This window comes from Streptomyces sp. NBC_01017 (assembly GCF_045162795.1).
In the GTDB taxonomy this organism is placed as follows: Bacteria; Actinomycetota; Actinomycetes; order Streptomycetales; family Streptomycetaceae; genus Streptomyces; species Streptomyces machairae.
Window position 1 is genome coordinate 990,357 of the sequence record NZ_CP108683.1, and the last position, 26,004, is coordinate 1,016,360.

20 protein-coding genes and 7 pseudogenes are annotated in these 26,004 nt (G+C 68.3%); 16 read left to right on the top strand and 11 right to left on the bottom strand.

The features are described from left to right. Window positions 1–25: 25 nt before the first annotated feature. The 5 genes and pseudogenes from OG331_RS04880 to OG331_RS04900 all read right to left on the bottom strand — a co-directional run. A complete protein-coding gene (locus OG331_RS04880) occupies window positions 26–1,522 on the bottom strand; it encodes a recombinase family protein (RefSeq protein WP_406191879.1) in 1,497 nt (498 codons plus the stop codon). A 62-nt stretch (window positions 1,523–1,584) separates the two neighbouring features. Beyond that, window positions 1,585–1,866, bottom strand: a pseudogene (locus OG331_RS04885) (recombinase family protein); the annotation flags it as partial. A gap of 227 nt (window positions 1,867–2,093) precedes the next feature. Then, entirely contained in the window at window positions 2,094–2,345 is a 252-nt protein-coding gene (locus tag OG331_RS04890) for a DUF5372 family protein (RefSeq protein WP_406191881.1), read from the bottom strand. A 34-nt stretch (window positions 2,346–2,379) separates the two neighbouring features. Next, window positions 2,380–2,568, bottom strand: coding sequence for a hypothetical protein (locus OG331_RS04895; RefSeq protein ID WP_406210915.1), 189 nt, complete (start codon window positions 2,566–2,568; stop codon window positions 2,380–2,382). A gap of 547 nt (window positions 2,569–3,115) precedes the next feature. Continuing rightward, a pseudogene (locus tag OG331_RS04900) lies at window positions 3,116–3,328 on the bottom strand (hypothetical protein); the annotation flags it as partial. A gap of 383 nt (window positions 3,329–3,711) precedes the next feature. On the opposite strand from OG331_RS04900, the gene OG331_RS04905 reads away from it, so the two are divergent. Together OG331_RS04905 and OG331_RS04910 are read left to right on the top strand one after the other, a co-directional pair. Next, window positions 3,712–4,932, top strand: coding sequence for an ABC transporter substrate-binding protein (locus OG331_RS04905; RefSeq protein WP_406191883.1), 1,221 nt, complete (start codon window positions 3,712–3,714; stop codon window positions 4,930–4,932). A 113-nt stretch (window positions 4,933–5,045) separates the two neighbouring features. Next, on the top strand, window positions 5,046–5,276 hold the full coding sequence (locus OG331_RS04910) for a transposase (protein ID WP_406191885.1): 231 nt from the start codon (window positions 5,046–5,048) through the stop codon (window positions 5,274–5,276). Here the strand turns inward: OG331_RS04910 and OG331_RS04915 are convergent. Together OG331_RS04915 and OG331_RS04920 are read right to left on the bottom strand one after the other, a co-directional pair. After that, complete coding sequence (locus tag OG331_RS04915; protein WP_406191887.1) at window positions 5,262–5,888, bottom strand: ISAs1 family transposase; 627 nt, start codon at window positions 5,886–5,888, stop codon at window positions 5,262–5,264. The two genes, OG331_RS04910 and OG331_RS04915, sit on opposite strands and share 15 nt — an antisense overlap. After that, on the bottom strand, window positions 5,804–6,529 hold the full coding sequence (locus tag OG331_RS04920; protein ID WP_406191889.1) for a transposase family protein: 726 nt from the start codon (window positions 6,527–6,529) through the stop codon (window positions 5,804–5,806). The genes OG331_RS04915 and OG331_RS04920 overlap by 85 nt, the downstream gene beginning before the upstream one ends. 68 nt (window positions 6,530–6,597) lie before the next feature. Here OG331_RS04920 and OG331_RS04925 point away from each other — a divergent pair, with 68 nt between their 5' ends. The 7 genes and pseudogenes from OG331_RS04925 (at window position 6,598) to OG331_RS04955 (ending at window position 11,722) form a co-directional block, all read left to right on the top strand. Next, on the top strand, window positions 6,598–6,765 hold the full coding sequence (locus tag OG331_RS04925; protein WP_406191891.1) for a hypothetical protein: 168 nt from the start codon (window positions 6,598–6,600) through the stop codon (window positions 6,763–6,765). After that, window positions 6,762–7,076, top strand: coding sequence for a hypothetical protein (locus tag OG331_RS04930; RefSeq protein ID WP_406191893.1), 315 nt, complete (start codon window positions 6,762–6,764; stop codon window positions 7,074–7,076). The genes OG331_RS04925 and OG331_RS04930 overlap by 4 nt, the downstream gene beginning before the upstream one ends. 70 nt (window positions 7,077–7,146) lie before the next feature. Continuing rightward, a complete protein-coding gene (locus OG331_RS04935; protein ID WP_030596003.1) occupies window positions 7,147–7,434 on the top strand; it encodes a transposase in 288 nt (95 codons plus the stop codon). 14 nt (window positions 7,435–7,448) lie between these two features. After that, window positions 7,449–8,348: pseudogene (locus OG331_RS04940) on the top strand (IS3 family transposase); the annotation flags it as partial. A gap of 117 nt (window positions 8,349–8,465) precedes the next feature. Further along, window positions 8,466–8,715 (top strand): annotated as a pseudogene (locus OG331_RS04945) (IS110 family transposase); the annotation flags it as partial. Between the two features lie 285 nt (window positions 8,716–9,000). Continuing rightward, window positions 9,001–9,552: an SRPBCC domain-containing protein gene (locus OG331_RS04950; protein ID WP_406191895.1), complete on the top strand. Its 552-nt coding sequence runs from the start codon at window positions 9,001–9,003 to the stop codon at window positions 9,550–9,552. An 883-nt stretch (window positions 9,553–10,435) separates the two neighbouring features. Next, a complete protein-coding gene (locus OG331_RS04955; RefSeq protein WP_406191897.1) occupies window positions 10,436–11,722 on the top strand; it encodes an IS701 family transposase in 1,287 nt (428 codons plus the stop codon). A gap of 174 nt (window positions 11,723–11,896) precedes the next feature. Here OG331_RS04955 and OG331_RS04960 read toward each other — a convergent pair whose 3' ends face one another. Continuing rightward, window positions 11,897–12,433 carry a hypothetical protein gene (locus OG331_RS04960; RefSeq protein ID WP_406191899.1) on the bottom strand — a complete coding sequence of 179 codons (537 nt, stop codon included), beginning with the start codon at window positions 12,431–12,433 and terminating at the stop codon, window positions 11,897–11,899. A gap of 1,015 nt (window positions 12,434–13,448) precedes the next feature. On the opposite strand from OG331_RS04960, the pseudogene OG331_RS04965 reads away from it, so the two are divergent. Then, a pseudogene (locus OG331_RS04965) lies at window positions 13,449–14,407 on the top strand (Dyp-type peroxidase). A 167-nt stretch (window positions 14,408–14,574) separates the two neighbouring features. After that, window positions 14,575–15,548: pseudogene (locus tag OG331_RS04970) on the top strand (Clp protease N-terminal domain-containing protein); the annotation flags it as partial. Between the two features lie 10 nt (window positions 15,549–15,558). Here OG331_RS04970 and OG331_RS04975 read toward each other — a convergent pair. From OG331_RS04975 to OG331_RS04985, 3 genes and pseudogenes are all read right to left on the bottom strand, one after another. Then, window positions 15,559–15,687 (bottom strand): annotated as a pseudogene (locus OG331_RS04975) (transposase); the annotation flags it as partial. A gap of 221 nt (window positions 15,688–15,908) precedes the next feature. After that, window positions 15,909–16,430 (bottom strand): DUF4328 domain-containing protein, encoded by a 522-nt coding sequence (locus OG331_RS04980; RefSeq protein WP_406191901.1) that lies wholly within the window; start codon window positions 16,428–16,430, stop codon window positions 15,909–15,911. Window positions 16,431–16,687: 257 nt separating this feature from the next. Beyond that, window positions 16,688–17,245: a YcxB family protein gene (locus OG331_RS04985; RefSeq protein WP_406191903.1), complete on the bottom strand. Its 558-nt coding sequence runs from the start codon at window positions 17,243–17,245 to the stop codon at window positions 16,688–16,690. Between the two features lie 554 nt (window positions 17,246–17,799). Between OG331_RS04985 and sbnA the strand changes: the two genes are divergently transcribed. Genes sbnA through OG331_RS05010 form a run of 5 tightly spaced genes read left to right on the top strand, consistent with a single transcriptional unit; the run spans window position 17,800 to window position 25,820 of the window. After that, window positions 17,800–18,831 (top strand): 2,3-diaminopropionate biosynthesis protein SbnA, encoded by a 1,032-nt coding sequence (gene sbnA / locus OG331_RS04990; protein ID WP_406191905.1) that lies wholly within the window; start codon window positions 17,800–17,802, stop codon window positions 18,829–18,831. 38 nt (window positions 18,832–18,869) lie between these two features. Continuing rightward, complete coding sequence (gene sbnB / locus OG331_RS04995; protein WP_406209710.1) at window positions 18,870–19,865, top strand: 2,3-diaminopropionate biosynthesis protein SbnB; 996 nt, start codon at window positions 18,870–18,872, stop codon at window positions 19,863–19,865. Between the two features lie 3 nt (window positions 19,866–19,868). Further along, window positions 19,869–20,090: an MbtH family protein gene (locus OG331_RS05000; protein ID WP_406191907.1), complete on the top strand. Its 222-nt coding sequence runs from the start codon at window positions 19,869–19,871 to the stop codon at window positions 20,088–20,090. Next, complete coding sequence (locus OG331_RS05005; protein WP_406191909.1) at window positions 20,048–20,824, top strand: thioesterase II family protein; 777 nt, start codon at window positions 20,048–20,050, stop codon at window positions 20,822–20,824. The genes OG331_RS05000 and OG331_RS05005 overlap by 43 nt, the downstream gene beginning before the upstream one ends. A gap of 13 nt (window positions 20,825–20,837) precedes the next feature. Continuing rightward, window positions 20,838–25,820 carry an amino acid adenylation domain-containing protein gene (locus OG331_RS05010; RefSeq protein ID WP_406191911.1) on the top strand — a complete coding sequence of 1,661 codons (4,983 nt, stop codon included), beginning with the start codon at window positions 20,838–20,840 and terminating at the stop codon, window positions 25,818–25,820. Window positions 25,821–26,004 lie beyond the last annotated feature (184 nt).

Sequence of the window (26,004 nt, forward strand, 5' to 3'; positions counted from 1 at the left end):
GTCCGCCACGGTGGGCATGGCGGCTTCATACTGCCCCTCCTGCTGTGATGGTTCGGGTTTTCGGGGTGGGGTGCCCGGATTCGGCGATGCGCCGTCGGCAGTCGGCCTCGGTCTCTTCGTCCCAGGGGACGCACCAGCGTCCGCTGGGAGTCTTGCGGGCGGCCAGTTGTCCGTGGGTGATCAAGTAGTAGACCGCGTCGGCCGCGATGACCAGGCGGCGGGCCACCTCCTTGACCGAGATCTCCCGTCCCTGAACGGGACCGTGAACGGGGAGGGGATCTTGTGGACGTGGGGGACCCAGCGCACCGCGGCCTCGTCGAACGGGCGGCCGGAGCCGGTGGTGATGCCGGCCGCCGCCAGTTCGGTGACGATCTCGGCGTCGCGAAGCTGCGGACCGAGCCGGCTGATCAGCGCGAGCGCCGACGACGGGGTCCGCCGAGCCTCCGGCGCGGGCTTGGGCCGTTCGAGAGCGACCTCCTCGCTCGCCCCAGTGTGCCAACGCAAGCCGACACGGGCTCGCCATCGGTCGGTCTCCGGCAGCAGCGTCACGTCCGACACGCAGGCGTTTTTTGTCCTTGTCCCGGGTGTCGGCCGCGTGCCAGAGGCGGGGCAGACCGGTGGCCAAAGCCAACAGGCCGTCCCGGTCGGGCAGCGACGGGCGGGACTCCCGTGCCGTCGTGAGAGCCGCCTCGGCCTCGGCCAGGGCGGTGAGCCTGGCCTCCCACCGGCTCTCCAGCGTCTGGACGACGAGCCGGTTTCCGGGATCGACCGCTGTGAAGGCCCGCTCGGCGCGGTCCGCCTCGTAGCGGGCGCGTTCCACCGCCAACTCGGCCGCCCGGTGGACACGCGTGTGCCGGGTGGTGACCTCGTCCGCGGCGGCCAGCGCGACGGTGATCTGGTCCGAGGTGAGCCGGGCGAGCAGGCGTGCGGCCACCGCGTCATCGACGACGTCCGCCCTGATGGACCGGCAAGTCGGTGTGCCCTGGTGGTCGGCCTTCGACCCGGAGCACTCGTAGGCCGCCTGCCCGCCGCGGTGGTAGCGGGTGGTCATCGGGCGCCCGCACGAGCCGCAGCCGATGATCCCCTGACACAGGGCCAGGCCCTCGCGGGCCGGGCGGGCACCGTCATGAGTGCAGTTGGCCTTCAGCTTCGCCTCGATGCCCAGGAAGTTCTGCCAGGTGATGTAGCCCTCGTGGTGGTCATGCAGCACCACCGGCCATTGGTCCCTCGGCAGCAGCCGCACCCCGGTGCGCACAGTGCCATCCGGCTCCACCGTGCGCCGGGTCGCGTACCGGCCGTAGACGTAGGTGCCCGCGTAGCACGGGTTGCTCAGCACTCCCAGCACCCTGGCGTGGGTGAGCTTTCCCCAGCGCAACTGGCCTGCCCACACGCCTCCATAGGCCCGCAGCGGGAAACGCCGGCCGACGAAGGCGGCCACCGCCGCATAGGCCGACCCGCCCGCCGCGAACGACGCGAAGACGTCCCGGATCGCGGTCTGCACCTCCACGTCCGGGTCGAGCACACATCGCCCTCGTCGTCGTAGACGTAGCCGACCGGCAGCGGGAAGTGCAACTCGCCCCGCTCCGCGGCGGCCCGCTTCGCTCCCTGCAACCGACCAGCCAGAATGTGCAGTTCGGCCTCGCTCATGCTGCCCTTGAGCCCCAGCAGCAGCCGGTCGTTGATGTCCGCCAGGTCGTAGACCCCGTCGCCGTCCACCAGCAGCGCGTCCGTCAGCCGGGCCAGCTGCAGCCGGGCGAAGTCCGCCGAGGACCGGGCCAGGCGGGACACCTCCAGCCCGAAGACCGCCCCGACCTCGCCCAGACAGACCTTCGCCACCAGCCAGCGCGTACTGCCTGGCCGTAGACTCGGTGTTGTCCCTCACCTGCACATACGTCGACTGCCGCAGGTAGACCACCGCCTGCCGGGACCGGTGCGACGAGGTGATCTTCGACTGCCCGTTCACGGCCGCCTCCCAGCACGGACTCGACCATGTTGGCCAGCACCATCACCTTCTCGCCAAACACCCCGATCCGCGGCACGGCCCCTCGCTCCCGCCCACGCCAGGGCACTCGCGCGACACGTCTCACATGCCATCAGGATCCGCCCCCGTACTGGTCCGCACCACGGCTCACCAGGGCATTCACCAGGGCACGGGCAGCACACAGGCCCTCGACCGCGAGCGGGTGTTGCTCGGCCGCAACCCCTAGGTCGGTCCACGCCTGCGGCAGCGTCACGCTCCGGCCTGCACCGCTCGCGCAGACGAAGACCAGCGCAAAGCTCCGGCGCTTGACGTACAGAATCTCCAGCTCACGACCGGTGAGCGGGTGGAACGGGTGGGTGACCACCAGCGAACCCAATAGCTCCCTGGATGATGCGGCCCTATGCGAGGACCGTCGGGAAGCCCAGGCGATGCAGCTTACCGTTCGCCTTCGGACTCATCCGTGTCGGCGTCGGCTGAACTCGGCCGTCGTCGAAAAACCGTTCCCGTACCGGAACCGGGGTGAAGCTGCGGCCCTTCAACGGCGACCGCAGCCTGTCGAGGAAGACCTCGACGCCCTGCGCGGCCACGACCTGTGGGGATCGAGGATGCTGGTCCGGCCGGTCCACTGTCCGACGAGGAGCTGGTCCGTGGTGGCCGCACGCGCGAGGCGGCGCACGGTGCGGTCATGCCCAGTCGGCAGGCGATCGGCCCGGAACCCGAGCCGCTCCAGCAGGCCATGGACAGCCGCGTGCAGCTCGCGCACCCGGTCGGGTAGACGGCCTGACTGTCGTGGCCCATCCGGGGAACGCGGCCTAATCTCCAGGCCCTCCATGGACTCCGCGGCGCGGACCGGGGCTGTTCTCCCCGGCTCGCGCAGTAGGGCCCGGTGCTGGATGACCGCACCGCGGCGTGTGCCCTTCGGGCTCCGGCATGCGGCGCGTCTGTAGGAGCGTCGACCGGCTCGCCCCGGAGCGCGAGCGTGTCCGCCAGTCGGGCACCGGCTCGGACCGTCAGCATCACCGCTACCTGTTCCGGTGCCGACTGCAGCCCGGTCCCCCGTCTCCCGTGCCGGAAGGTCAGCCCGTCGATCTGCTCGACGGACGTGGCCTGCCGCCAGGTGCGGTCGCGGCAGCGGAACCGCCGAACCTGTAACTCGATCACCACATGCCGCCCGCCGACTGCAGTGTCGGCGTATCTGCTGTGCGCCCGGCCCGACACCGTCCCACAAGCGGGACACGCGGCCCGCTCCGCCGATGCACGGCTCCGCACAATCAATACTCGCCGTCGACCACCACGCTTTCGATCACAACGCCTTCGACGTGGTCGAACGAGGTCCTGGAGGAACACATCACTCGCGGCCGTTCATGATCGCGGTTGTGGTGACCCTCCGTGGCTACGGCACCAAAAGTGATCGAGAACCAAATTCAGGAGTCGTTGACACCTTCCGCCACACGTACATGGCGCGGGGTGAAGGCCGACGCGGGCTGTCCGATCCTCGCAGTTGCGGCCGCTGGGCCAGCGGACCAGAGTACGTGGAGGGCATTGCCTTTCGGCTACAACCGATCGGGCTGGAGCCCGACAAGATCGCGGATCGATGTCGAATCCGCGGGTCAACAGAGGTAACGGTGATGTTGCTCAGAGGAAGAAGTACTCGGGCGCGGCGACCGCAGGTTCGTACTCTCCAGCACGGATCGGCCCATCAGAGCGCTGGCCTACGCGTGATCGCTTCCATGGCTGCCCTCCTCCTGGTGGCCGCTGGTTGCGGTTCAGATGGTGAGTCCTCCACGCCCGGTGTTACTTCAACCACCATCACGATCGGAAGTCATCAGCCCCTCACCGGGACCACATCGGCCGCATATAGCGGTGTTGCACCAGCGGCAAAGGCATACTTCGACTTCGTCAATGACCACGGCGGCGTCCACGGCAGAAGAATCATATACGCATATCGGGACGATGCCTATACTCCCTCCAACGCCGTCCAAGTCGTGCCCAAACTGGTTGAGCAGGACAAGGTATTCGCGATATTCAACGGACTTGGCACCGGTCCGCATTCAGCAGTCGTCAATTATCTCAACAAGCACAAAGTTCCAGATCTGTTTCCCGCCAGTGGCTGTCCATGCTGGAATGACCCCGGAAAACTTCCATACACATTCGGCTGGCAAACCGACCTCACCCGAGAAGGGAAGATACTCGGATTCTACATGAAGAGAAAATTCCCCGGGAAGCGCATTGCTTACCTTTACCAAGACGACGGCTACGGCAGAGGTGGCGTAAAAGGGTTGGACCTCGTCGTCCCCTCCTCCCTGGTGGTCACCCGGCAGAAGCACCCGATAGGCGTTCACAACCTCGACTCGCAAGTACAGGCAATAATTCGAGCCAAGGCCGACGTGATCATTGCGTTTACCCAACCCGCCTACGCCGCGCTGCTACGGCTGACCCAGCTAAGACTCGGCAATAACGCACAGCTGGCAGTCAGCTTCGGCGGCATCGATCAGGATGCCCTGGCAGCCTTGCCTTCCACATCTAGCCCAATCATCACAGACACCTTCCTGACACCCATCAGCGAAACCTCAAGCAGCTGGAACCGGCTAATGAAAAGAGTTCATGATAAATACGCTCCAACCCAGCCATTCGATCAATGGTTCGTTTATGGAATGTCTGCGGCGTACACATTCGTCGAAGCGCTTCAACGTAACGGGCGAAATCTAACCAGAGAGTCATTGACTACAACTCTGGAGAAAGGCGGGATATCGCCGGGGCCGGGCCTGACTCCTTTCGACTTCAGTACCACCCAGCATGGCGGTTATACCGGGGCTCAGATCGCCAGTATCCAGGGCACCGCCTATACCCTTCAGGGTCAGCCACTAACTACCGACGGCGGCAACGGCCCCGTAGTTCCCGTCACCGCACCCCTACCACCAGCTCCGTCAGACGGCGTCCCTGCGCCTTGACCCTCGACGCGCTCTTCGAGCTCGCCGCCTCCATGCTGGGCACCTCCCCCTGGGTGGTGGACACCTCGATCAGGCCCTGACCTGGGGCCGAGGAAGAGGGGTCCCCTATGTTGATGAAGTTCTACTCGCCGGAGTTCAAGGCGGATGCTGTCGCCCTGTACCTCTCGGATGCGGGCCACGCCCTGGCCGGGGTGGCTCAGAATCTCGGGGTGAGCCGGGACACACTGCCCGACTGGGTATCCGCCGAGCGGGCCCGTCATGGCGGGGTGGACAGCACGAACACGAGCACGATGAAGGAGCCGGCCGCGGTGAGCGAGCCCAGGGCGGCTTCAGGTTCCCGGTAGGAGTGGGCTGTCGGTGATGCCCCAGATCCAGATGGCGTGTTCGGGTGCGTCCCGGATCGCTCGGGTGGTCTTGGCGATGTTGTCCGCTCCCAGCAGCCGCAGCCTGCCGATGGCCAGATTCCGCAAGGCCGCCATCGCTCGCGGCGCGCTGCCGGTGTGGACGGTGGAGGCGTCCTCGACGAACACCACATCTCTGACATGGTGGCTGGAATTCTCGATTCCCCAGTGCCCGCGGACGTATCCGCCCAGGTCAGCAGGGCTGGCCTGGTGGGTATCGAGGCTGGTGACGGCGTAGACCGTCTCCCGGGTCTGCCGCTTGCCGCTGTCCCGGCGGCGCCCGTGGATACACAAGGCCAGCCGTGCTTCCGGAAAAGCGATCCCGCCCAGGTTCGCCGCGATAGCCATCGCCTCGACCGAGCGGGACTCCCGCCGCCCGTGCCCGGTCCCGGAGACGGTGTGCGCTATCGGCACCTGCTCCCATGGCAGGGCTTTGACCTGGGCGGACGCGGTCGGCTGGTTTCCTTTGATCACGGCGATGCAGTGGGCTTTCTTCTCCTCCACCAGCCAGCGCACCTGGTCCTTGACACGGTGCAGGGCGTCGAAGGTGACCACGGCACCGGCCAGATCGAGGGTTCCAGCAGCGGACGGAAAGCGGCCGTCTCGTTGGTCTTGGCCCCCACCTCCCGCTGGGCCAGGGTGACGGTGGGGGCGTGGGTGACGGCGGACAACAGGGGCCGGTGGCGCTGCTGTCGGTGCGCGGAGCCGGACAGCGCCTTGCCGTCCACCGCGATCGCCGGCCGCGGCACCGAGCCGGTGCCGCCGACATCGGTGTGGTCGTGTTCGGCCAGGTAGGCGCCGATCACGGTGTCCAGGGCATCGCCGTCGAGGGCGGCCAGGAGCCGGGTGAGGGTGGCATGGGATGGGGTGCGTCGATGTCCGGGCAGGTGGCGGCGGATGCCGAGCTGTTCCAGCACCGTGGTGGTGGCGCGCTGTCCCCACTCGGTGATCTCGGTGATGGTCCGGGCGCCGGAGACGACTGCGCAGGCGCAGATCAGCAGCAAGCCGGCCAGGGGATACCACCGCCCGCGACGCGAACGGGGGTCGGGGAGGCGCTGGAGGTGGGTGCGCAGACGGCCGGTGTCGCACTGGTGAAAGGGGGCCCAGTTTCGCCAGGACGGCAGGGATCGTGGAGGACGGAGCGGCAGGCACGGGACCTTGATGTGATCAGCAGGCGTAGACACCCTGATGATCACCGGTCTCGTGCCTATGCTGTTGCCCCGTCAACTCCCGCTGGGGCGGACGATCCACTCGATCCCGGAACTTGCAACCGCCCTGGAGCGAGCCCACCCGAGAGGAACAGCTGGAAGCCGCGGCAGCGGCCCTGCGCGCGGAGCTGAAGCAGGTCCGCAAGGAGAACACGACGCTGACCACGGAGCGGGACATCCTGCGTCAGGCCACCAAATATTTCGCCGGCGAGATGAGCTGGTGAACCGCTGCCAGTTCATTGAGGACCACAGGAAGACCTTCAAGGATCAGCAGTTGTGCCAGGTGCTCGATGTGGGCCGCTCCACCTACTACAAGTGGCGCGACGGCCGTGAGTCCCGACGATATGGAGATCAACGAGAAGGGGTCGCCCGCGTCATGCGCAAGTTCCGCATCGCCGGCGTGCGCCTGCGCAAGCGCGTGCGTCCCACGGTCCCGGAGCCGTCGCAGACGCCAGTGCCGGCCCTGTTCAAACCGGACTTCACTGCACCCGCACCGAACCTGAAGTACATGGGCGATGTGAAGCTCCCCCCTTGACCTGGACAGCCTGATACTGGGACGGAAGGTCCCGGAGGAAGCAGTCAAGGTAGTGAGCAAGAAGAGCAACATGAGCAAGCGGTACACGGCCGAGTTCAAACGCGACGCTGTCGCGCTGGCGCTGTCGTCGGACAAGACGGTCACCGAGGTCGCCCGGGACCTGGGGGTGAGCCCGGAGGGTCTGCGTGGCTGGGTGAAGCAGGCCAAGGTCGACCGGGGCGAGGGGCCTGCCGGGACTCTGACCAGCGCCGAGCGGGAAGAACTCGCCCAGCTGCGGCGTAAGGTCCGCGAGCTGGAGAAGACGGTCGACATCCTGGGAAAAGCGACCGCCTTCTTCGCGCAGGACAAGATGAGGTAGACACCGCCACGCGGTGCCGCTTCATCGACGCGGAGAAGACATCGAACGACAAGCACGCAGGTCACAGCGTTGCGCTGCTGTGCCGTGCGCTCGGAGTGCCGCGCTCTACCTACTACGCGCACCGGGCGGCCGAGTCAGCGCGCCGGGTCGCGCGGCGCGAGGAGGAACGCCTGGTGGACGAGATCCGAGTGCTCCACGCCGGATCGCGCGGCGCCTACGGGGCCCCGCGGATCCACGCCGCCCAGCGGCGGGCCGGGCGGGCGGTGAACCCGAAGAGGGTCGAGCGGCTGATGCGCAAGTACCGGATCGTCGGGATCACCCGCCGCCGGCGTCGGGGCCTGACCAGACAGGCCAGGCGGGCGGTGTTCACCGCCGACCTGATCGGCCGGGACTTCACCGCCCCCCGTCCCGGGATGCGGCTGGTCGGTGACATGACCGAACTCGTCACACTGGAAGGGAAGTTGTATCTGGCGACCTGCATCGATCTCGCGACGCGGGAGGTGATCGGCTGGGCGATGGCCGACCACCACCGTGCCGAGCTGCCGGTCGTCGCCCTGCGGATGGCGGCCGGACGCGGCGGTCTGGAGGACGGCTGCATCATGCACACCGACCGCGGCAGCGAATACACGAGTGATGAATTCCGCACCGAGATACGCAAGTTGCGCATGCGACAGTCGATGGGACGTGTCGGCTCTTGTTACGATAACGCTGCTGCGGAAAGCTGGTTCGCCGTCCTCAAAGCGGAGATCGGAACCACCGTCTGGGAGACCCGCGAGGCCGCCCGGGCCGACGTCTTCCGCTACATCGAGATCGAGTACAACCGCAGCCGACTTCGCAGACACCCCGAGTACGGGTACGTCACCCCACTCGAAACGAGAACCTTGCTCAGGCAAGACCTCACCCCCGCAGCGTAAACACCCGCTGTCCAGGACCCGGGGGGAACTTCAATGTGACCTACCGGCCCGTCAGCGACGGCGAGTTTCTCTGCCTCGCCACCGTCATCGACTGCTTCTCCCGCCGCGTGGGTCGAAGCCACCCGCATACGCGGCCTGCTCACCCAGTCCCACGCGTGTGTGGAAGGCGTCCTGGGCCCCGGCCTCGACCTCCAGGCCGTCACGTGGCTGCTGGAGCAACGCTACGGATCTCCCAACGCTCTGCGGAAATCCGCCGCCGCAAACTCGTCGAGTGATCCGTCCCAAGGCTCCCCGCATGGCCGCCCGGCTGATCGACGACGTCTTCGACGCCCTCGACGAACAAACCGTCGTCGTCCCGGGAACCGGCTACGTTGCTGTTCGGAAACACCGTTGGCACCCCAGATGGAGTGGCGTGCGAGACACATGAGTCAACGGCCTCGTTCGGTTGTTGGCAGTCCGCCTCAGCCGCTCCCGCTCACCGGCCGTCGACCGCCCCGCCGCTCCTGCTGGGGCACCGGTTTCAGCCGATTGTGTGTAGCTACCTCGCCTGTCAGGCGAGTGTGCGCTTATCTCATGAACCACAAGCGAGTAGGCCCAGGCCGCCTCCGCACCTTCGCGGGGACGGTCCTGCCCTGCACACAAGGAGGTACCTATGCGCCGCGTCGCCGCCGTACTGGCAGCCGTCTCATCACTGCTGCTCTTATCCGCTCCATCTGGGGCGGCGGCAGGCACCAGCGACGGCCTCGACCCACGCGTACCGTCGGCTCATTCGGTCATCTACCGCGAGCAGGCTGTCATCGCTACTCCCCCCGAGCACATCTGGCAGCTCATCACCGACCTCCCTGGCTACTCCTCGTGGAACCCGTGGGTCGTCCGAGCTGACGGAACTCTCGCCCGCGGAGCGACCGTCAACGTGGATGTGGTGCTGGGAAGCCACACGATGCACGCCCAGCACACGGTCCTCGTGGTCGAGAAGAACACCCGCTTGTGCTGGCGGGATGCCGGTTGGAACGCGCTCCTGGTCTACGGCCAGCGCTGCCGAACGCTCCAGCAACAGCCCGACGGCTCGGTGCTCTACACGAGCGAGCTCCTGCTCGACGGCCCGCTCGCGTCCGTCACGGACTTCACCATCGGCAAGCACATGCGCGCCGGCATGGCCGCCGAAACGGCTGCACTCAAGCGGCACGCAGCACACATCGGGTAGCGTCGTCTTCAACAAGTGCCTGCGGCTGAACGCCGTTAGCGAGTCGGCTGGCGTCGCCGTACACGGCGTTACCCCGTAGCGCGTCACCAAGGCGCCGACCTCGGTCAGCTCCTGCCACGGCTGGCAAAAGGGCACTCCCAGGCCACGGAGTGGCTTGGCACCGGGGAGTCTTCGAACGAAAATTGCGCCGCCACGTCAGCAATCCGGGCGGCGGCGCTCCGGGCGTGGCTTGGCCGTTGCTCAGAGTCTCGGTGACTCCCATGCTTTCCAGACGTTTCCGTCTGAAGGATCCCTGTCGGTGTCACCCCTGCGTGGGTTGCGCTTCGGTGTCCTGACGACGGTCTCCCGTTTCCCTTTGCCGCTGGTGCGGCAGGCTCGCGCCACCTGCCCGCCCGTCCCGGCCAGTACTTTGGCCGGGGCGTTGGCGACGGGTCTCACGGTCGGCTCCACGGGGCTTCGACACCGCCTGGCATGTCCTGGTCTCGAAGTACAAGCAACGGGCCGGGCCACCACGACGTCGGCAAGACCATCAAACGCGCCGAATCGATCAAGGAACACCAAGTCCAGCGAGGTTAAACGCCAAGCGTACGTCCAGCAGCCCGGGCGTCATCGCAGCTCAGAAGGGGTGTGGGTGATGTAACCGGACGCCAAGCTCAGGATAGCCAGCCGGTGTAAGTCCGGTCCGGGGAGACGCCAGGGTCCCCGGTAGCTGACACGGCAGCTGTAGTTCCAGCGTCTGGGCTGGTCAGTGTCTTGTCGGGGGTGCGTGCGGGCATGAGGACGGCCACCGCGATCATGAACGTTTGTGACGACGTATCAAGACACGGTGGCCGCGGAGGCCACGATAGCGGAGCAGACGTGGGGCGAGACATTCGGGAGGGTCATGGCAACCGTCGCGGGCTGTTTCACACGGCGTGAAACGCGGGCGACAGCCGCCGAGTTGGTCGCCGGACCGTTGCTGGAGGTGGACACGCGGAACTGCTGGACGCTCGGGCAGGCGTTGGGACATCCGGGCCCTCACCGGCTGCAGCACCTGTTGTCCCGTGCCCGGTTCGATCACGATCGGGCGGGGAAGGAGATCGTCCGCCTGGTGGCCGGTGAACTCGCCGGGCAGGACGTGGTGTTGGTGGTGGACGAGACGGGCGATGCGAAGTCCTCGACGGAGTGTGTGGGAGCCGGACGGCAGTACTCGGGTGCGATCGGCGGTGTCGGTCTGTGTCAGGTGGCGGTGCATCTGGCGGCGGTCTCCGCGACCACGAAGGTGATCATCGACCGGGCCCTGTATCTCCCGGCGGACTGGGCCGCGGACGAGGAACGCCGCGAGGTCGCCGGGGTGCCGGAGGAGGTCGGGTTCGCGACGAAGCCGCAGCAGGCGCTGTCCATGGTCACCGGCGCACTCGCCACGGGGATCGAGGCACGCTGGTTCGCGGGCGACGAGGTGTACTGCGGGCGTGAACTGCGCCGGGGCATACGCTCACTGGGTCTGGGCTACACGGTCGGCATCGCCGCTACGTACCAGGTCACCGACGGGGGCGGCCGCCGGTGGGAGGCCCGCAAACTGATCAACAAGGTGCGTCCCGAGCAGTGGATGCGCCGGCAGACCGGACACGGCACCAAGGGCACCCGCGAGTACGACTGGGCCTGGCTCGACGTCCGCCCCGACGACACTCCCGACGAGAACGAGAACGAGAACGAGAACGCGGCCGGGGCGGGGACGAGCGTGCTGGTCGCGCGGCGGCACCGCTACACCGGCGAGGTGTCCTACTTCCGCTGCTGGGCACCCGGCGACGTCGCCCTCGCCACACTGATGGAAGTGATCTCGCGCAGGTGGCGGATCGAGGAAACGTTCCAGCTCACAAAGGGCTTCACCGGGCTCGACCAGGGTCAGGTGACCTGCTGGAACTCCTGGATGCGCTGGTCACTGTTCTCCCTGTTCGCCGCCGTCGTCCTCGCTCTCACGGCCGCAGCCATCCATGAGGGCTCCGAGCGGCAACCCGGACTCGTCCCGCTGACCTGTCCCGAGCTCATCCGTCTCCTGCGGGCCATCGTGCTGCCCCCAGCCGCCCGCGACCGTGATCATGTCCTGCGCTGGATCGCCTGGAGGCGCCGTCACCAAGCCGTCGCAACCGCCTGCCACCAGCAACGACACCGCTGCCACGACCAGCCGTGATCAAGAACTACAGCTGCCGTGTCGGAGACGATACGACGGCAGGCACGGACTTCCGTAGAGATCACTGGACTCGACACCCACATGATCTTGGAAGCTCGTGCCTGTCCTCATCTGTGCCACCACCGGCACACCGGGAAAACCACTCAGGCGGCGTACTACGCCGAAGCCCTGGGGTCAGTGGTGCTTCCTATCGACCGCCCGGAAGCTGCCGACGAGCGCGAACGGGACCACACGGCCGTCGAGAACCACCGTTCCGGGGATTGCGCTGCTGGAGTCTCCGCGCCCGATAGTTGCAATTGCAGAACCGTTGTCGCACGTAATTCCGGTGAAGAATTCGATCCTCTTGTCAGTTTCGTTCCGGACGTTGAAGCTGGTCGCCGGACTACTGATTACAGGGATGCACTCACCCCCTTCGACGGAATACGTTCGCTCGTTGACATAGACCCGTTCGCGATCGTCATCGTCCCTCCAGTCACCGTACTTTGACTGCCCGTTGCCGCCCGTCTGCCCGTTGCCGCCCGTCTGCCCGTTCCCGCCCGTCTGCCCGTCCCCGCCCACGTCCCCTCCCTGAGGCAAGGAGGCAGCGGCCTCCTGCACCGACGCAGCGGACTCCGGTACAGAATTCGAAGCCGACGCATAGTTCACGGTGGTCGCAGCGACGACAGTGATGCCCACCGACAATGCGATCCCGACCACGGTACGCGTGCGCATTCCGGTTCTCCCTCTCGCAGGCATGTTGCTTTCTCCATCTCTCATGGGATGCCAGCCGACCCGGCCGCCTAAGAAAGAACCTACTCACGCCGAAAACTGTCGCCACTTCAGAAATCTGCGGGAGACACCACAAAGGGGCCGATCGGGCGTTCAAGAACCCGGAACAACACATGTGACGATCCATCAAAAAGTGACAGCAGAAGCGACTTGGCCACTACACTGAGCCATACGGGGGAAGGACTGACACCTCGTCACACTTCTGCGCGCGTGTCGGGCATTGACAACGCACCGCACGACGACTAAGACGCCATCCTCGGGTATCGGGATCTGCCCTGATCAGCGCCTCACAGCAGGAACCGTAGCGGGCACACACAGCCACCACGGACAGACTTGCCGAAGCCGCCGCACGAAGGTCGGACCGCTCGCGGTCCAGTCGCAGTCGCTGCAGCCACGCAAGGGGAACTGCCAGAGACCAGGACCATGACACCCCAGGCAACCGACGACAAGTCAAACCCGCAGCCACCACCAGAGCGGGGTGCCATCACCCCATGCCGACAATCCGCGCTGTCGAAACCGCGAACCGGCAGCGGTCCTCGCGCCAGTCACCGCCTCCCAGCCCCGGCCCAGCACACCACGCATGCCCCAGCGCGAGAAACGCAACGGACGCCAGCATGACCGAGGTCTTGGCCGCGAGCGCACCGGACACCCACAGCCACGACTGAACCCAGACATTGCCGCTGCCACCAGTCGAGCGGCACACGTCGGCACTCTTGGCGATCCGACGATCGGGACCTTGGGATCTCGCCCCAGACAGTGAGAAGCAGCTGCGCAACCCACGCGCCCGGCGGAGGTTGCCCTGGGCTTGGTCGACGACGACTTCCGACCGCCTCAGCCCACACGGTTGAACGGCAGGCCTGGGGAGCGTGCTCGTGCGATTTCCCCGGCGACCCTCCACCATGGAGGGGCATCACGCCCTTCGGGACGGACCAGCCGCGCCCGCTGAGGAGGCCGGATCGTGCTTGAGTCGCAGCCCGTGGTCGTGCCGCCGGCCCCAGCCGCGGTGTTCCTCGTGGCCACAATCGATGCGGCCGCCGAGGACACGGTCAGGGACCTGCTGAAGGACGTCTCGGGTCTGCACCGCTCGGTGGCCTTCCGAGCGCCCGCCGACGAGCTCACCTGTGTCGTCGGTATCGGCTCGGCGGCCTGGGGCCGGCTCTTCGACGGCCCCCGACCGCGCGACCTGCACCCCTTCGTGGAACTGGCCGGGGCACACCACCACCCTCCGTCCACGCCTGGCGACCTGCTGTTCCATGTGCGGGCACGCCACATGGACCTCTGCTTCGAGCTGGCGCGGCTGATCGCGGAGCGGCTGCTCGGCGCCGGCACGGTCGTGGACGAGGTGTACGCCTTCAAGTACTTCGACGAGCGGGACCTGCTCGGCTATGTGGACGGCAGCGAGAACCCGGAGGGCGCGTCCGCGGCCGACGCGGTGTTCATCGGCGACGAGGACCCGGCTTCAGGGGCGGCAGCTATGTGATCGTGCAGAAGTACCTGCACGACCTCACGGCCTGGCACGCCCTGCCCACCGAGGAACAGGACCGGGTCATCGGCCGCACCAAGCTGGCCAACGTCGAGCTGCCCGACGACACCAAGCCCGCCGACTCCCATGTCGCCCTCAACACCGTCACCGACGACAACGGCGACGAGCGCAAGATCGTCCGCGAGAACATGCCGTTCGGCACAGTCGGGCAGCAGGAGTTCGGCACATACTTCATCGGCTACGCCCGGACCCCCGATGTGACCGAGCAGATGCTCAGGCACATGTTCCTCGGCAACGGCCCGGCCACCCACGACCGGATCCTCGACTACTCGACCGCCGTCACCGGCTGTCTCTTCCACGTGCCGACCGTCACCTTCCTCGACGACCTGCCGCCCGCTCCCGGCGGGAAGGACGCGGCGACCGGTCCGCCGTAAAAGGGACGGAGGAGACCGCGCGCCTCCCCGCATCACAGCGCGTAGCGCCCGAGAACACGGGCTGCCACGGGCTCACCTGCCCGCCCCGGTCTTTCTTCCGCTCTGTTTACAGGGCGCGGACTGCCGCGTTTTGGTGGAAGGGACCCGTCGATGTCCCAGGAGCTGCCATGTCGATGTCGTCATTCGGTTTCGGCTCGCCGGACCCGTTCAGCGATATGTTGAACCGCTTTTTCGGCATGTCACCGGCATCATCGCCACCGGCGGTCCAACGGGTACCGATCGGACGGCTGTTGACCGAGTCCTCGCAGGAACTCCTCAACCTCGCCGCACGGCGTGCCGTGGAGGACGGTACGGCCGACCTCGATGCCGAGCATCTGTTTTGGGCCGCCACGCAGGTCGAACCGGCACGCTCCCTGCTCGCCCGCGCCGAGGTGAATCCCTATGTGCTGGGGCCGAGATCGCCAAGGTGCTCCCTCACGAGTCGGACGAACCGTCCTCGGAGCCCGGCCTGACCCCTGCGGCCAAACGCACTCTCGCCGCCGCCTACACCCGGTCTCAGGCGGCCGAGGTGTCCTACATCGGCCCTGAACACATCCTCGGCGCGCTGGTCGCGGACGCGGACTCCGGTGCCGCCCGGCTGCTCCAGGCCGAGGGCCAGAACGTCGGACGGCTGACGGGCGTCGCGGAGCAGGCGGCCCGTACCGAGGGGCAGCCCGCGGACAGCAAGCAGGAGCCGGCGACGACGCTGGACGAGTTCGGCCGGGACCTCACGGACGAGGCGAAGGCGGGAAGGCTCGACCCCGTGGTCGGCAGGGCCGAGGAGATCGAACAGACCGTCGAGACCCTCTCCCGGCGCTCCAAGAACAACCCCGTGCTAATCGGCGAGCCCGGCGTGGGCAAGACCGCGATCGTCGAGGGCCTGGCCCAGCGCATCGTCGCAGGGGAGGTGCCCGACACGCTGAAAGACAAGAGGGTGGTCGCCCTCGATCTGTCGGGCATGGTCGCGGGCGCGCAGTACCGGGGGCAGTTCGCGGAGCGGATGAAGAAGGTCATCGAGGACGTCCAGGCGGCGAGCGGCGACATCATCCTGTTCATCGACGAAATGCACACGGTCGTGGTCGCTGTGCCCGCCAGTAGTGGACGAGGTCGGGGAACTCCTGGCGGAGCCTGCGGGATGACACGCCCTTGAGGGAGTTCACCAGCCTGGACACGGCGGCCTTCGACGGGAAGTTCACCAGCAGGTGGACGTGGTTGGCCTCGCCGTTGAACTCCACCAGCTCGGCCTCGAAGTCCTGCGAGGAGATCATGCGGGCGGTGTCCCTCCGGCAATGAATCTTCGAAGCCTCCGCATCAGATGCCGGTCGGTGAAGACGGAGTGCCGATACTTCGTCTCGAAAACCAAGTGAACATGCATGCGCAACACACACTGACGACCTGCACGAACGTTCTCATCGATACCCCATAAACCGGAGGACCGATCACAGCGCAGCCAACGCACCACCTAGCGGACTGAAGGCCGGGACCGAGACATGAGCACTCCCTCCATCGCTGAAGGAAGCCCGCCACGATGATCGCCATGATCCTCCTCGCTGTCGTCGTTCTGCCCCTGGTCGCATGGCGCGCCATGGACAAGGTCAGGGGTGAGGATTTCGCGGGGATCGTCAGGACCACACTCGCGTCGATCGTGACGCTCGTCCTCGCCTACGTCGCCATGCGCGTCGTACCGGCCGGCATCATGCCCGAGGTGTTCCATGCCGCGCCCAGGGCTCTCAGGTCGGCATGTGAACAGATTCCCCACGGGCAGCACCCACGCGAAGATCAACCACGCTCGGCTCCGCCGCTGCCCCTGGGGCCAGGCCCCGTCCGCGCGACCGCGCATGTCGTCCAGCCACGCGATGAGCAGCAGCATGGGTATGACGAACGCGGCCTCCCGCCATTCCATGAGGTTGCCGAGCCACATGTCCGCCGTCACCAGCGCCTCACTGCCTCTGGGGACATGCTCCGACGGCAGTGCCAGCAGCAACTGATACCTGTTCCACGCCGCCAGCCCTGTCAAGACGTTGGCTACCGCCCACACTGCCAGTGTTCCGCACAGCACCCGGGCCAACCACCCCGGCGGGGCCACAGGCCTGGCCATCTCACACCTCCGAAAAGCCACCCGGCCGCAGTTTCCGCAGGTCGGCAGAGGATAGTAACGGCTGGCCAGCCTGACCTCGGGCGGGCTGCCACCACCTGACGGCGGGCAGGCCGTCGTCGTCCTGGGGCGGGACGGCCCGGGTGTCAGACGCGGGTGGAGTGCCGGTACAGGAGGGCACGCAGCCGGTCCACGTCGTCAGCCGTGCTCAGCCCCTGCTTGGGCAGGACCTCAAGGCACATGATGTTGGGGTCCCGGCTGAGCAAGACGAAGTGGCCGCGTGTCTCCCGGTAGCCCTGCAGGACCGACCACTTCTGGATGAGCGTGCTGTGGTCACTGCTGGTGGTGATACCAGCCGGGGACACCACGGTGCGGTACTCGCCCTGCCATCCGACGAGCCTCTGCACCTGGGCGGCCTGCAGCCGCGGATAGCCCCCCACAATCAGGACAACGAACAAGAACAGAACGGTTGAGAACACGTCGACACGGCCCCGGCTCATGGTGCCCAACAGCCACTGCGCGACCCACAGGGTCAGGAACACGCTTCGCAGCACCAGCCCCCACCGCTTGATCCGCTGCCGGACCCGCAGACCGACCAATGTATCGGCGGGCGACGGCCGGTACGCCAACTGCACTACCGCCTCCTCCACCACATCGGCAGCGCTGTTCATGCTGTTGTTGGTGACTTCGCGGCCCTCGGCCATGGCCCCTCCCCCTGCAAGACGACCCGCGGATCTTACCCGGCCCTGCGCAGACACGGTTGCCCTCTTGAAGGAGCTCTTGCCGACCTACCACCCCAGCCCCCAGCGCCCTCGCGCCAGCCCGGGGGTGCTGTCCACGGCCGGGCTGCTGTCCACGGCCGGCCCTGGCGTCGGCGAGCAACCTCCTCGTCCAATCGGATGCAACATCGCTTAGACCGGTTCGGGTCGAAGGTCGCGGTTCCGGCTGCCGCGCTGGTGCGGCCTTCGTTTCACAGAGCTTGGTGGTTTGCACATAGCTGTAGACGACTGAGGCCATAGCCAGAATGACCAATGGTCTTAAAACCCCGGGGTGTGTGGCCATCTCCATCTGCAAATAGCGGTAGCACACCAAACGATGCGAAGACAAGCATGCCGTGGGTGACCAGCAGGATTCTTGAGCGATCCCAGCCGCGTTCACGCGAACGCAGCAGCCCTCTCTCACCCCCGACAGGCTGCTGCTGCACCGCACTTGAGTCGCAGTTGAGCCGCCTCGACCGACACCCTGCAACACTCGGCCCATGCTCCACAGGCGCGCTGATCAATTTCTGATCGAACGGACAAAGCAACTACGCAGGGGCCTCACGGAAACTCCGCTGATTCCCCTGACGGACGAGCAGTGCGACCTCGTCGCCAAGTTGGAATTCTGCAATCCCGCCGGAAGCACCAAAGACCGTTCGGCGCTGTGGATTCTGGAACAGGCAATCGGTCGCGGGGAGATAGCGCGCGACACCACGGTGGTAGAGTCGTCGTCCGGCAATTTCGCGCTGGCCCTGGCCTTCTACTGCCGCATGCTCGGCATCTCGTTCGTCCCGGTCATCGATCCGAACTGCAACAAGGCCACCGAGACCCAACTCCGGCTGCTGTGCGAACGAGTGGAGAAGGTTGCCATCCGTGATGCGGCGGACAGCTACCTGACGTCTCGACTGTCCCGGGTGCAGGAACTCCTGGTCGACCTCGACTCCGCCTACTGGCCCAACCAGTACGCCAATCCTGATGCCCGTGAAGCGCATTACCGCTTCACCGCGGGCGAGTTGATCGCGCAGGCCGGCCCGCTCGACTACCTCTTCGTCGGCGTGGGTACGGGCGGCACGATCGCCGGGCTCTCCCACCGGATCAAGGAGACGTACCCGGGCTGCGTGGTCGTCGCTGTCGACACCGAGGGCTCGGTGATCTTCGGCGGCCCGCCCAAGAAACGGCGGATCCCCGGCATCGGCTCCAGCATCGTGCCGCCGCTGTGCGGTCAGGCGCTGATCGACCACGTCGAGATCGTCCCCGAGGCGCGCGCCGTCGAGGCCTGCGGCGCCCTGGTCGCCAAGTACGGCTTGTATGCGGGCGGTTCGACGGGCAGCGCCTATGCCGCCGTCCAGGACTACTTCGCTCGTCACCGTCCCGGCGCGACCCGTCCCGGCGCAACCCGTCCCCGGGTCGCCTTCATCGCCGCCGACCGCGGCCATGCCTACGCCCAGACCGTCTACGACCCCATGTGGGTCCAGCAGCTGCGCGCGGAAGCGGTACAGCCCGTCGGCGTCGAAGCCCTGGCCGTCAACTGAAGGAGAACCACTCTGTGTCCCCCCTGGCCCCACCGCCCATGACCGTGATCGGCGCGGGCGACATCGCCGCCGAGACGGACCGCCACCGTCCGGAGCTCCTCGAGGTCGTCCGTGCCGCCTACCTCGCGCACGACGCCGGACAGAGCTCGAACCCGCACAGCTCGTTCCTGCGCTTCCCGCACCAGAACCGGTCGCGCATCATCTCCCTGCCCGCCTATCTGGGAGGCGATTTCGAGGTCGCCGGCAACAAGTGGATCGCCAGCTTTCCGGACAACACGCAGCACGGAATCCCCCGCGCCTCGGCCACGCTGATCCTCAACGACTGCGTCACCGGCTACCCGTTCGCGTGCATGGAGTCCTCCATCGTCTCGGCGACGCGGACCGCGGCCTCCGCGGTGCTCGGCGCGCAGGTGCTGCTCGGCGCGCGCCGTGCCCGCCGAGTCGGCATCGTGGGCACGGGTCTGATCGCCCAGCACGTATGGCGGTTCCTGCGTGATCTCGACTGGGAGATCGACAGCTTCCGGCTCTTCGACCTCGACCCGGCGGCGGCGGGCCGCTTCGGCGCCGTCATGGCCGAGCACACCGAGGCCGAACTCGTGGTCGCCGACACGGTGGAGGACGCGTTCACCGACTGCGACCTGGTGTTGCTGACCACCGTGGCCGGCGAACCGCACCTGCACGACCCCCGGCTGCTGGCCCACAACCCTGTGGTCCTGCACCTGTCCCTGCGCGACCTCGCCCCCGAGATGATCCTCGCCGCCCAGAACTTCACCGACGACATCGACCACGCCGTACGCGAGCGCACCTCGCTGCACCTGACCGAACAGCGCACCGGCAACCGGGACTTCGTCGACGGCACCCTCGGCGACCTGCTCCGAGGGCGGCAGAGCCGGGACCACGGACGGCCGGCGATCTTCTCGCCGTTCGGACTCGGCGTACTCGACCTCGCCGTCGGCAAGTGGGTGCACGACCGGGTCGTCGCCGCGGGCCGAGGCCACCACGAGAGCGACTTCTTCACCGGGGTGGAGGTCTGACGCATGAGCCACTCAGCCGCCCCGCGCCCAGCCGACGCCGACGCCGGAGACCGGTACACCGTGGTGGTGAACCACGAGGAGCAGTACTCGGTCTGGTTCGCCGACCGTGCCCTGCCCGCCGGCTGGACTGCCACCGGCACACAGGGCACCCGCCAGGAGTGCCTGGACCACATCGAGCAGGTGTGGACCGACCTGACCCCGCGCTCCGCGCGAGCGTCACGATGACCGCCGCCGACCTCGCGGCGGCCTGGATACGCGGGCTCGGCAGCCGCGAACCCACCGCGCAACGGCGCCTGTTCGTCTTCCCGCACGCCGGAGCCGGCGCCTCCGCCTACCGGCTGGCGGCGTACCTGCCGGACACCGTCGAAGTCTGTACGGTCCAGTTGCCCGGCCGGGAAAACCGGTTCGCCGAACCGGCCCTGACGTCCGTGGACGAGGCCGTGGGCGCGCTCGCGCCGCTCATCGCGGACCACACGGACCTGCCATACGCCTTCTTCGGGCACAGCATGGGTTCCCTGATCGCCTTCGAGACGGCCAGGCGGCTGCGTGCACTCGGCACGCCCCTACCCGACCGCCTGTTCCTGTCGGGCATGCGCGCCCCCGGCCTGCCGGACCGGGACCCGCGGTACACCCTGCCGGACGACAAGCTGCTCGCCACAGCCGAATTCGACGGCGTGGATCCCGAGTTGCAGGAGCTGCTGCTGCCGCTGCTGCGCGCGGACCTGACGCTGTGCGAGACGTACACGCACCGGGCCGAGGCACCCCTGCCCTGTCCCCTGACCGTTCTGGCCGGCTCGGAGGACCACAGCGTCGACGGGACGGAGCTCGCCGGCTGGCGCAAGCACACCTCGGCCGACTTCGAACTGCGCCTGTTCCCGGGCGCCCCTCACCTGTATGTGCGCGGCGCGGAACGACAGCTGGCAGAGACGATTACGCGCACCTTCCCCGCACGGGGCTGAGAAAGGATCGTTCATGGCGCCGACCACCCTCGTCGCACTGTGGGAGCAGCAGGCAGCCGCGACACCTGACGCGGTCGCCGTCGTCGCGGGAGCGCACCGCGCCACCTACGCCGACGTGGACCGGCGGGCCACGGCACTCGCCGCCGAGCTGCAAGAACGCGGCATCGGACCGGAGGACCTGGTCGGCGTCTGTCTCGGCCGCTCGATCGAGATGGTCGTCGCCCTGCTCGGCATCCTGAAGTCGGGCGCCGCGTACCTGCCCCTCGACCCGAGCTACCCGGCCGACCGGCTGCGGCACATGACCACCGACTCGGGGGCCGGGCTGTGGCTGTGCGACACGGACCACCGCGCGCAGGCCCTGGCGTCCGGCGTGGCCGACGTCCTGCTGGTCGAGGACATTCCCGCGGAACATGAGGACATTCGCGCGGAACCTGCCGCACCGGTGGCCCCGGTGGCTCCGGTGGCACACCCGCACCACCTGGCTTACGTCATCTACACCTCCGGTTCGACCGGCCTGCCCAAGGGTGTCGCCGTCGACCACGCGGCGCTCGCCTCGTTCCTGCGGAGTGTGGCCGAACGCCCCGGCCTGGGGGCGGACGACAGGGTCCTCGCGCTGACCCCGCTGTCGTTCGACATCTCGATCCTGGAGCTGTTCCTGCCGCTGACCCGGGGAGCGACGGTGGTGATGGCCCCACGCGCCGCCAACACCGACCCCGAGCTGCTGGCCGCCACCATCGCCGAGGCGGGTGTGAGCGTCGTCCAGGCGACCCCCACCACCTGGCGGATGCTGCTGGCGTCCGGCTGGACGGACGGGCACGGCCGGGTGCTGCTGTCGGGCGGTGAGCCGCTCGATCCGCAGCTGGCCCGCGATCTGCTCGCCACCGGCGGCAGCCTGTGGAACCTGTACGGGCCGACCGAGGCGACGGTGTGGGCCACCGTCGCGCGTATCGACTCCGTGGCCGACCGGGTCACGGTCGGCACGGCGCTGGCGAACACCCGGCTGCACGTCGTCGACGAGGACGGGCGGGAGGCCGGCCCAGGAGTCACCGGAGAGCTGTGGATCGGCGGCGCGGGCGTGGCACGCGGCTACCTCAATCGCCCCGCGCTGACCGCCGACCGGTTTGTGCCCGACCCGTTCGGGGACCCCTCCGGGCGCCTGTACCGGACCGGGGACCTGGCCCGCTGGTCCGCCGACGGCATGCTGGAGGTGCTGGGACGCAACGACCACCAGGTCAAGGTGCGCGGCTTCCGCATCGAGCTCGGCGAGATCGAGGCCTGCGTGCGCAGCCATCCCCTCGTCACGGACGCCGTGGTGGTCGTCGACCGCGAGGCAGCCGGCGGTGACCAGTTGGTGGCGTACCTCGTGCCCGCGCATGACGCGTGGAACGTATCCGAGGAGCGGAACGTATCCGAGGACCTCCCCCGCCAGATCCGTGACCACCTCACACAGCGGCTGCCCGCCCACATGGTGGCCCAAGGCTACGCAGTGCTCGACGCGCTGCCCCGCACCCCCGCGGGCAAGGCCGACCGCGGCGCGGTGCAGCGGATCCCGCACAGCCCGGTCCGCGCGCGCGGACCGATCCCCGACGCCGCCCCGCTGCCGCCGCACACCGCGGCGGTGCGCCGCGTGTGGGCCGAGGTGCTCGGGCTCGACGACGTGTCCCCGTACGACGACTTCTTCGGCCTGGGCGGCCAGTCGCTCACCGCGGTACGGGCGGTGGCCCGGCTGCGTGCGGAACTCGGCCTGCCGGTCGACGCCCAGTCGGTCTTCACGCATCCGACACCCACCGCGCTCGCCGCCGCCCTGGACGGCGTACCGCCCGCGGACGACGAGCCAATTCCCGCGGCCGCCACCGCCGAACTCTCCTTCGGACAGGAACGGATCCACTTCTTCGAGCAGCTGAACGACGCAAGTCCCGCCTACCACCTGCCGGTCGCCCTCGCCCTGCCCGGCGGGCGCGTCGGCCTGACGCTGCTGCAGGACTGCCTGTCCGCGCTGGTGCACCGGCACCCGGTGCTGCGCACGGCGCTCGTCGCCGTCGACGGCCGGGTCCGTCCCGAACTACGCGAGCCGGGACCGGTGCCGCTGCGCTGCACCGAGGTCACCGAGGAGGACCTGGACGCGCTCGTGACCGAGCGGATCCGCGCCCCCTTCGCCCTCGGCCGCCCCCCGCTGCTACGCGCGGACGTACTGCGCACCCCGAGGCGTGACATCACATTGCTGACGGTTCATCACATCGCTTGTGACGGCGCATCGGTGGACCTGATGGTGCGGGAACTGGGCCAGCTCTACACGGAGCTTGCCGCCGGCCGTCGCCCCGCCCCGGCACCACTGCCAGTGACGTACGCCGACTACGCGGCCTGGCAGCGCGAGCGACTCACCGGCGCCGAGCTGGAGCGGCTGCTCGACCACTGGCGCACCCGGCTGTCCGGCGTGCCCGTCCTGGAGCTGCCGATCAGCCGCCCCCGGCCTGCCGTCGCCAGCCACCGCGGTCGCCGCGAGCTGCTGCGCATCCCTGCCGACTTGACGCACCGGCTGCGCAAGCTGTGCCGGGCCGAGGGTGTCACCCTGTTCATGGGCCTGCTGGCCCCGTTGAAGGTGCTGCTCGGCCGGTACGCCGACGAGAGCGATGTCGCCGTCGGCACCCTGGCAGGCGGTCGCCCGCGCCCGGAACTGGACGATGTGGTGGGCTACTTCGTGAACACCATCGTCCTGCGCACCGACCTGTCGGGCGACCCCACGTGGCGCGAGCTGCTGGGCCGGGTCCGCGAGGTCGCGCGGCAGGCGTACGCGCACCAGGAGCTGCCCTTCGAGAAGCTGGTGGCGGAGCTGAGCCCGGAGCGCGATCTGAGCCGCAACCCGCTCTTCCAGGTGCTGTTCGCCCTGCACGAGGAGCCGAGGGCCGGTCACGTCACCGAGCTGTACGACCGCAAGGAGCTGGAAGGACGGCTCGGCACTGCCCGCTTCGACCTCGCCCTCGACGTGACGGACCACGCCGCCGGGGCCGGTGACCTCAGCATCTCCATCGAGTACGCCACTGACCTGTTCGAAGCCGACTTCGTGCGGGGCCTCGGCCGGCACTTCCTGCGGGTGATCGAGCAGATGGTGTCCGGCGCCACGGCCCGACTGTCCGAGCTGGAGATCGTCTCGGCCGATGAGCTTCGTGCCCTCTCCATCGGCAACCGGGCCGAGCCGCTGCCCGAGCCGACCACCCTGGTCCGCCTGTGGGACCGCCAGGTGCAGGCCACCCCGGACGCGATCTGCGTCGTGGGCGACGGCCGGTCGCTGACGTTCGCCGAGACCGACGCGCGGGCCTCGGCCCTGGCCAGGGAGCTGCGGGCCCAGGGCGTGCGCCCCGAAAGCCTGGTCGCCGTCTGCCTGGAACGCTCGGTGGAGCTGGTGGTCGCCCTGCTGGGCGTGCTGAAGGCCGGCGGTGCCTACGTCCCGCTCGACCCCGGCTACCCGGCTGACCGGCTGCGGTACCTGCTGGCCGACTCGGGCGTACGCCTGATCGTCGCGGACCCGGGGCACCCCACGTCGGCCCTGTTCGGCGACGGCGTGCGTCTTGTGGCGGTGGACCAGGAACCCGGGACGGACCCCGGGCATGCCGAGGAGGCACAGCCCCACCACCTCGCCTACGTGATCTACACGTCCGGCTCGACCGGCAACCCCAAGGGCGTCGCGATCACCCACGCCAACATCACCGGGTTCCTGGAGTGGAACCAGCGGCTGTGCCGACTCACCTGGCGGGACCGGGCCCTGCTCAACCACTCGGTGGCGTTCGACAACTCGGTCTGGGAGATCTTCCAGTGCCTGGTGTCCGGCGCCGAACTGCACCTGGCGAGCCCCACCGCCGCCTACGACCCCGAGGAGTTCCTGCGAGAGGTCGCCGAGCGCGGCATCACCACGCTCAACGCGACGCCCTCGCAGATGCGGATCCTGCTGGAATCCGGTACGGATCCCGCTCCCCGACTCGGCTCCGCACGCCTGGTGTTCACCGGCGCCGAGGCCGTACCGCACGATGTGGCCCGCCGCATCCTGTCCGCCACCGCGCCGGAATGCCGGGTCTTCAACGAGTACGGGCCCACCGAAGCGACCGTCACCTCGGCGTTCTGCCCGATCACCGACGAGCTGCTCGACCGGCACAGCCATCGCCCCAGCGTCCCGTTCGGCCGGGCGACCGACAACGCGCACCTCTACGTGCTGGACCCACGGCTGCGCCCGGCCGCCCCGGGCTGTCGCGGCGAACTGTACGTCGGCGGCAGCGCGGTCGGCCGCGGCTACCTCGGCAGGCCGGCCCGCACGGCCGGGGCGTATCTGCCCGACCCGTACGCCGCGGACCCCGGCGCCCGTATGTACGCCACGGGCGACGTGGTCCGGCTGCTGCCCGACGGCAATCTGGTCTTCCTCGGCCGCAACGACCACCAGGTCAAGGTGCGCGGCTTCCGCATCGAGCTCGGCGAGATCGAGTCCGCGCTCCAGAGCCACCCGGCCTTCGCCGACTGTGTGGTGGCCGTGCGCCGCACCCCCGCCGGTGTGGACCAGCTGGCGGCCTACCTGATCCCCGAGCACCCCGACCGGCCCGCCCCTGACCCGGCGGAACTGCGCGCCCATCTGGCGGAGCAACTGCCGCCGTACATGCTGCCGCAGAGCTACACCGTGATCGGCGAGATCCCCCTCACCCCGAACGGCAAGGTCGACCGGGACGCCCTGCCCGACCCACGTCCGGTGCCCGCCCCGGGCCCCGCCACGCGCCGGGCCGTCACCAAGCAGCAGCTCCTCGTCGCCGATGTGTGGCGGGAGTGCCTGGGCGTCGAGGACGACTTCGGGCCGCAGGACGACTTCTTCGATATCGGCGGCACCTCGTTGACCATCACCACGGTCGCGGGCCGGCTCAGCGAGCGACTCGGGCGCCGGGTCTCGCCGGTCCTGGTCTTCAGAAACCCCACCGTCGCGGGCCTCGCCGAGGCCCTGGAGGCGGACACACCGCGATGAGCGGCACCGACAGCACAAGCGTCGTCCTGGTCGAGCACCGCCGCCCTGCGGACCCGGGCACTACGACCTGTACTCGCTGTACCGGGTCTTGGTGCGGTCCACGGCGACGGCCCTCAGCGGCCCACAACACGAAGCCGGTGCGCAGGGCCACATCCGCCGTCACATGCCAGATCACGAGACACCA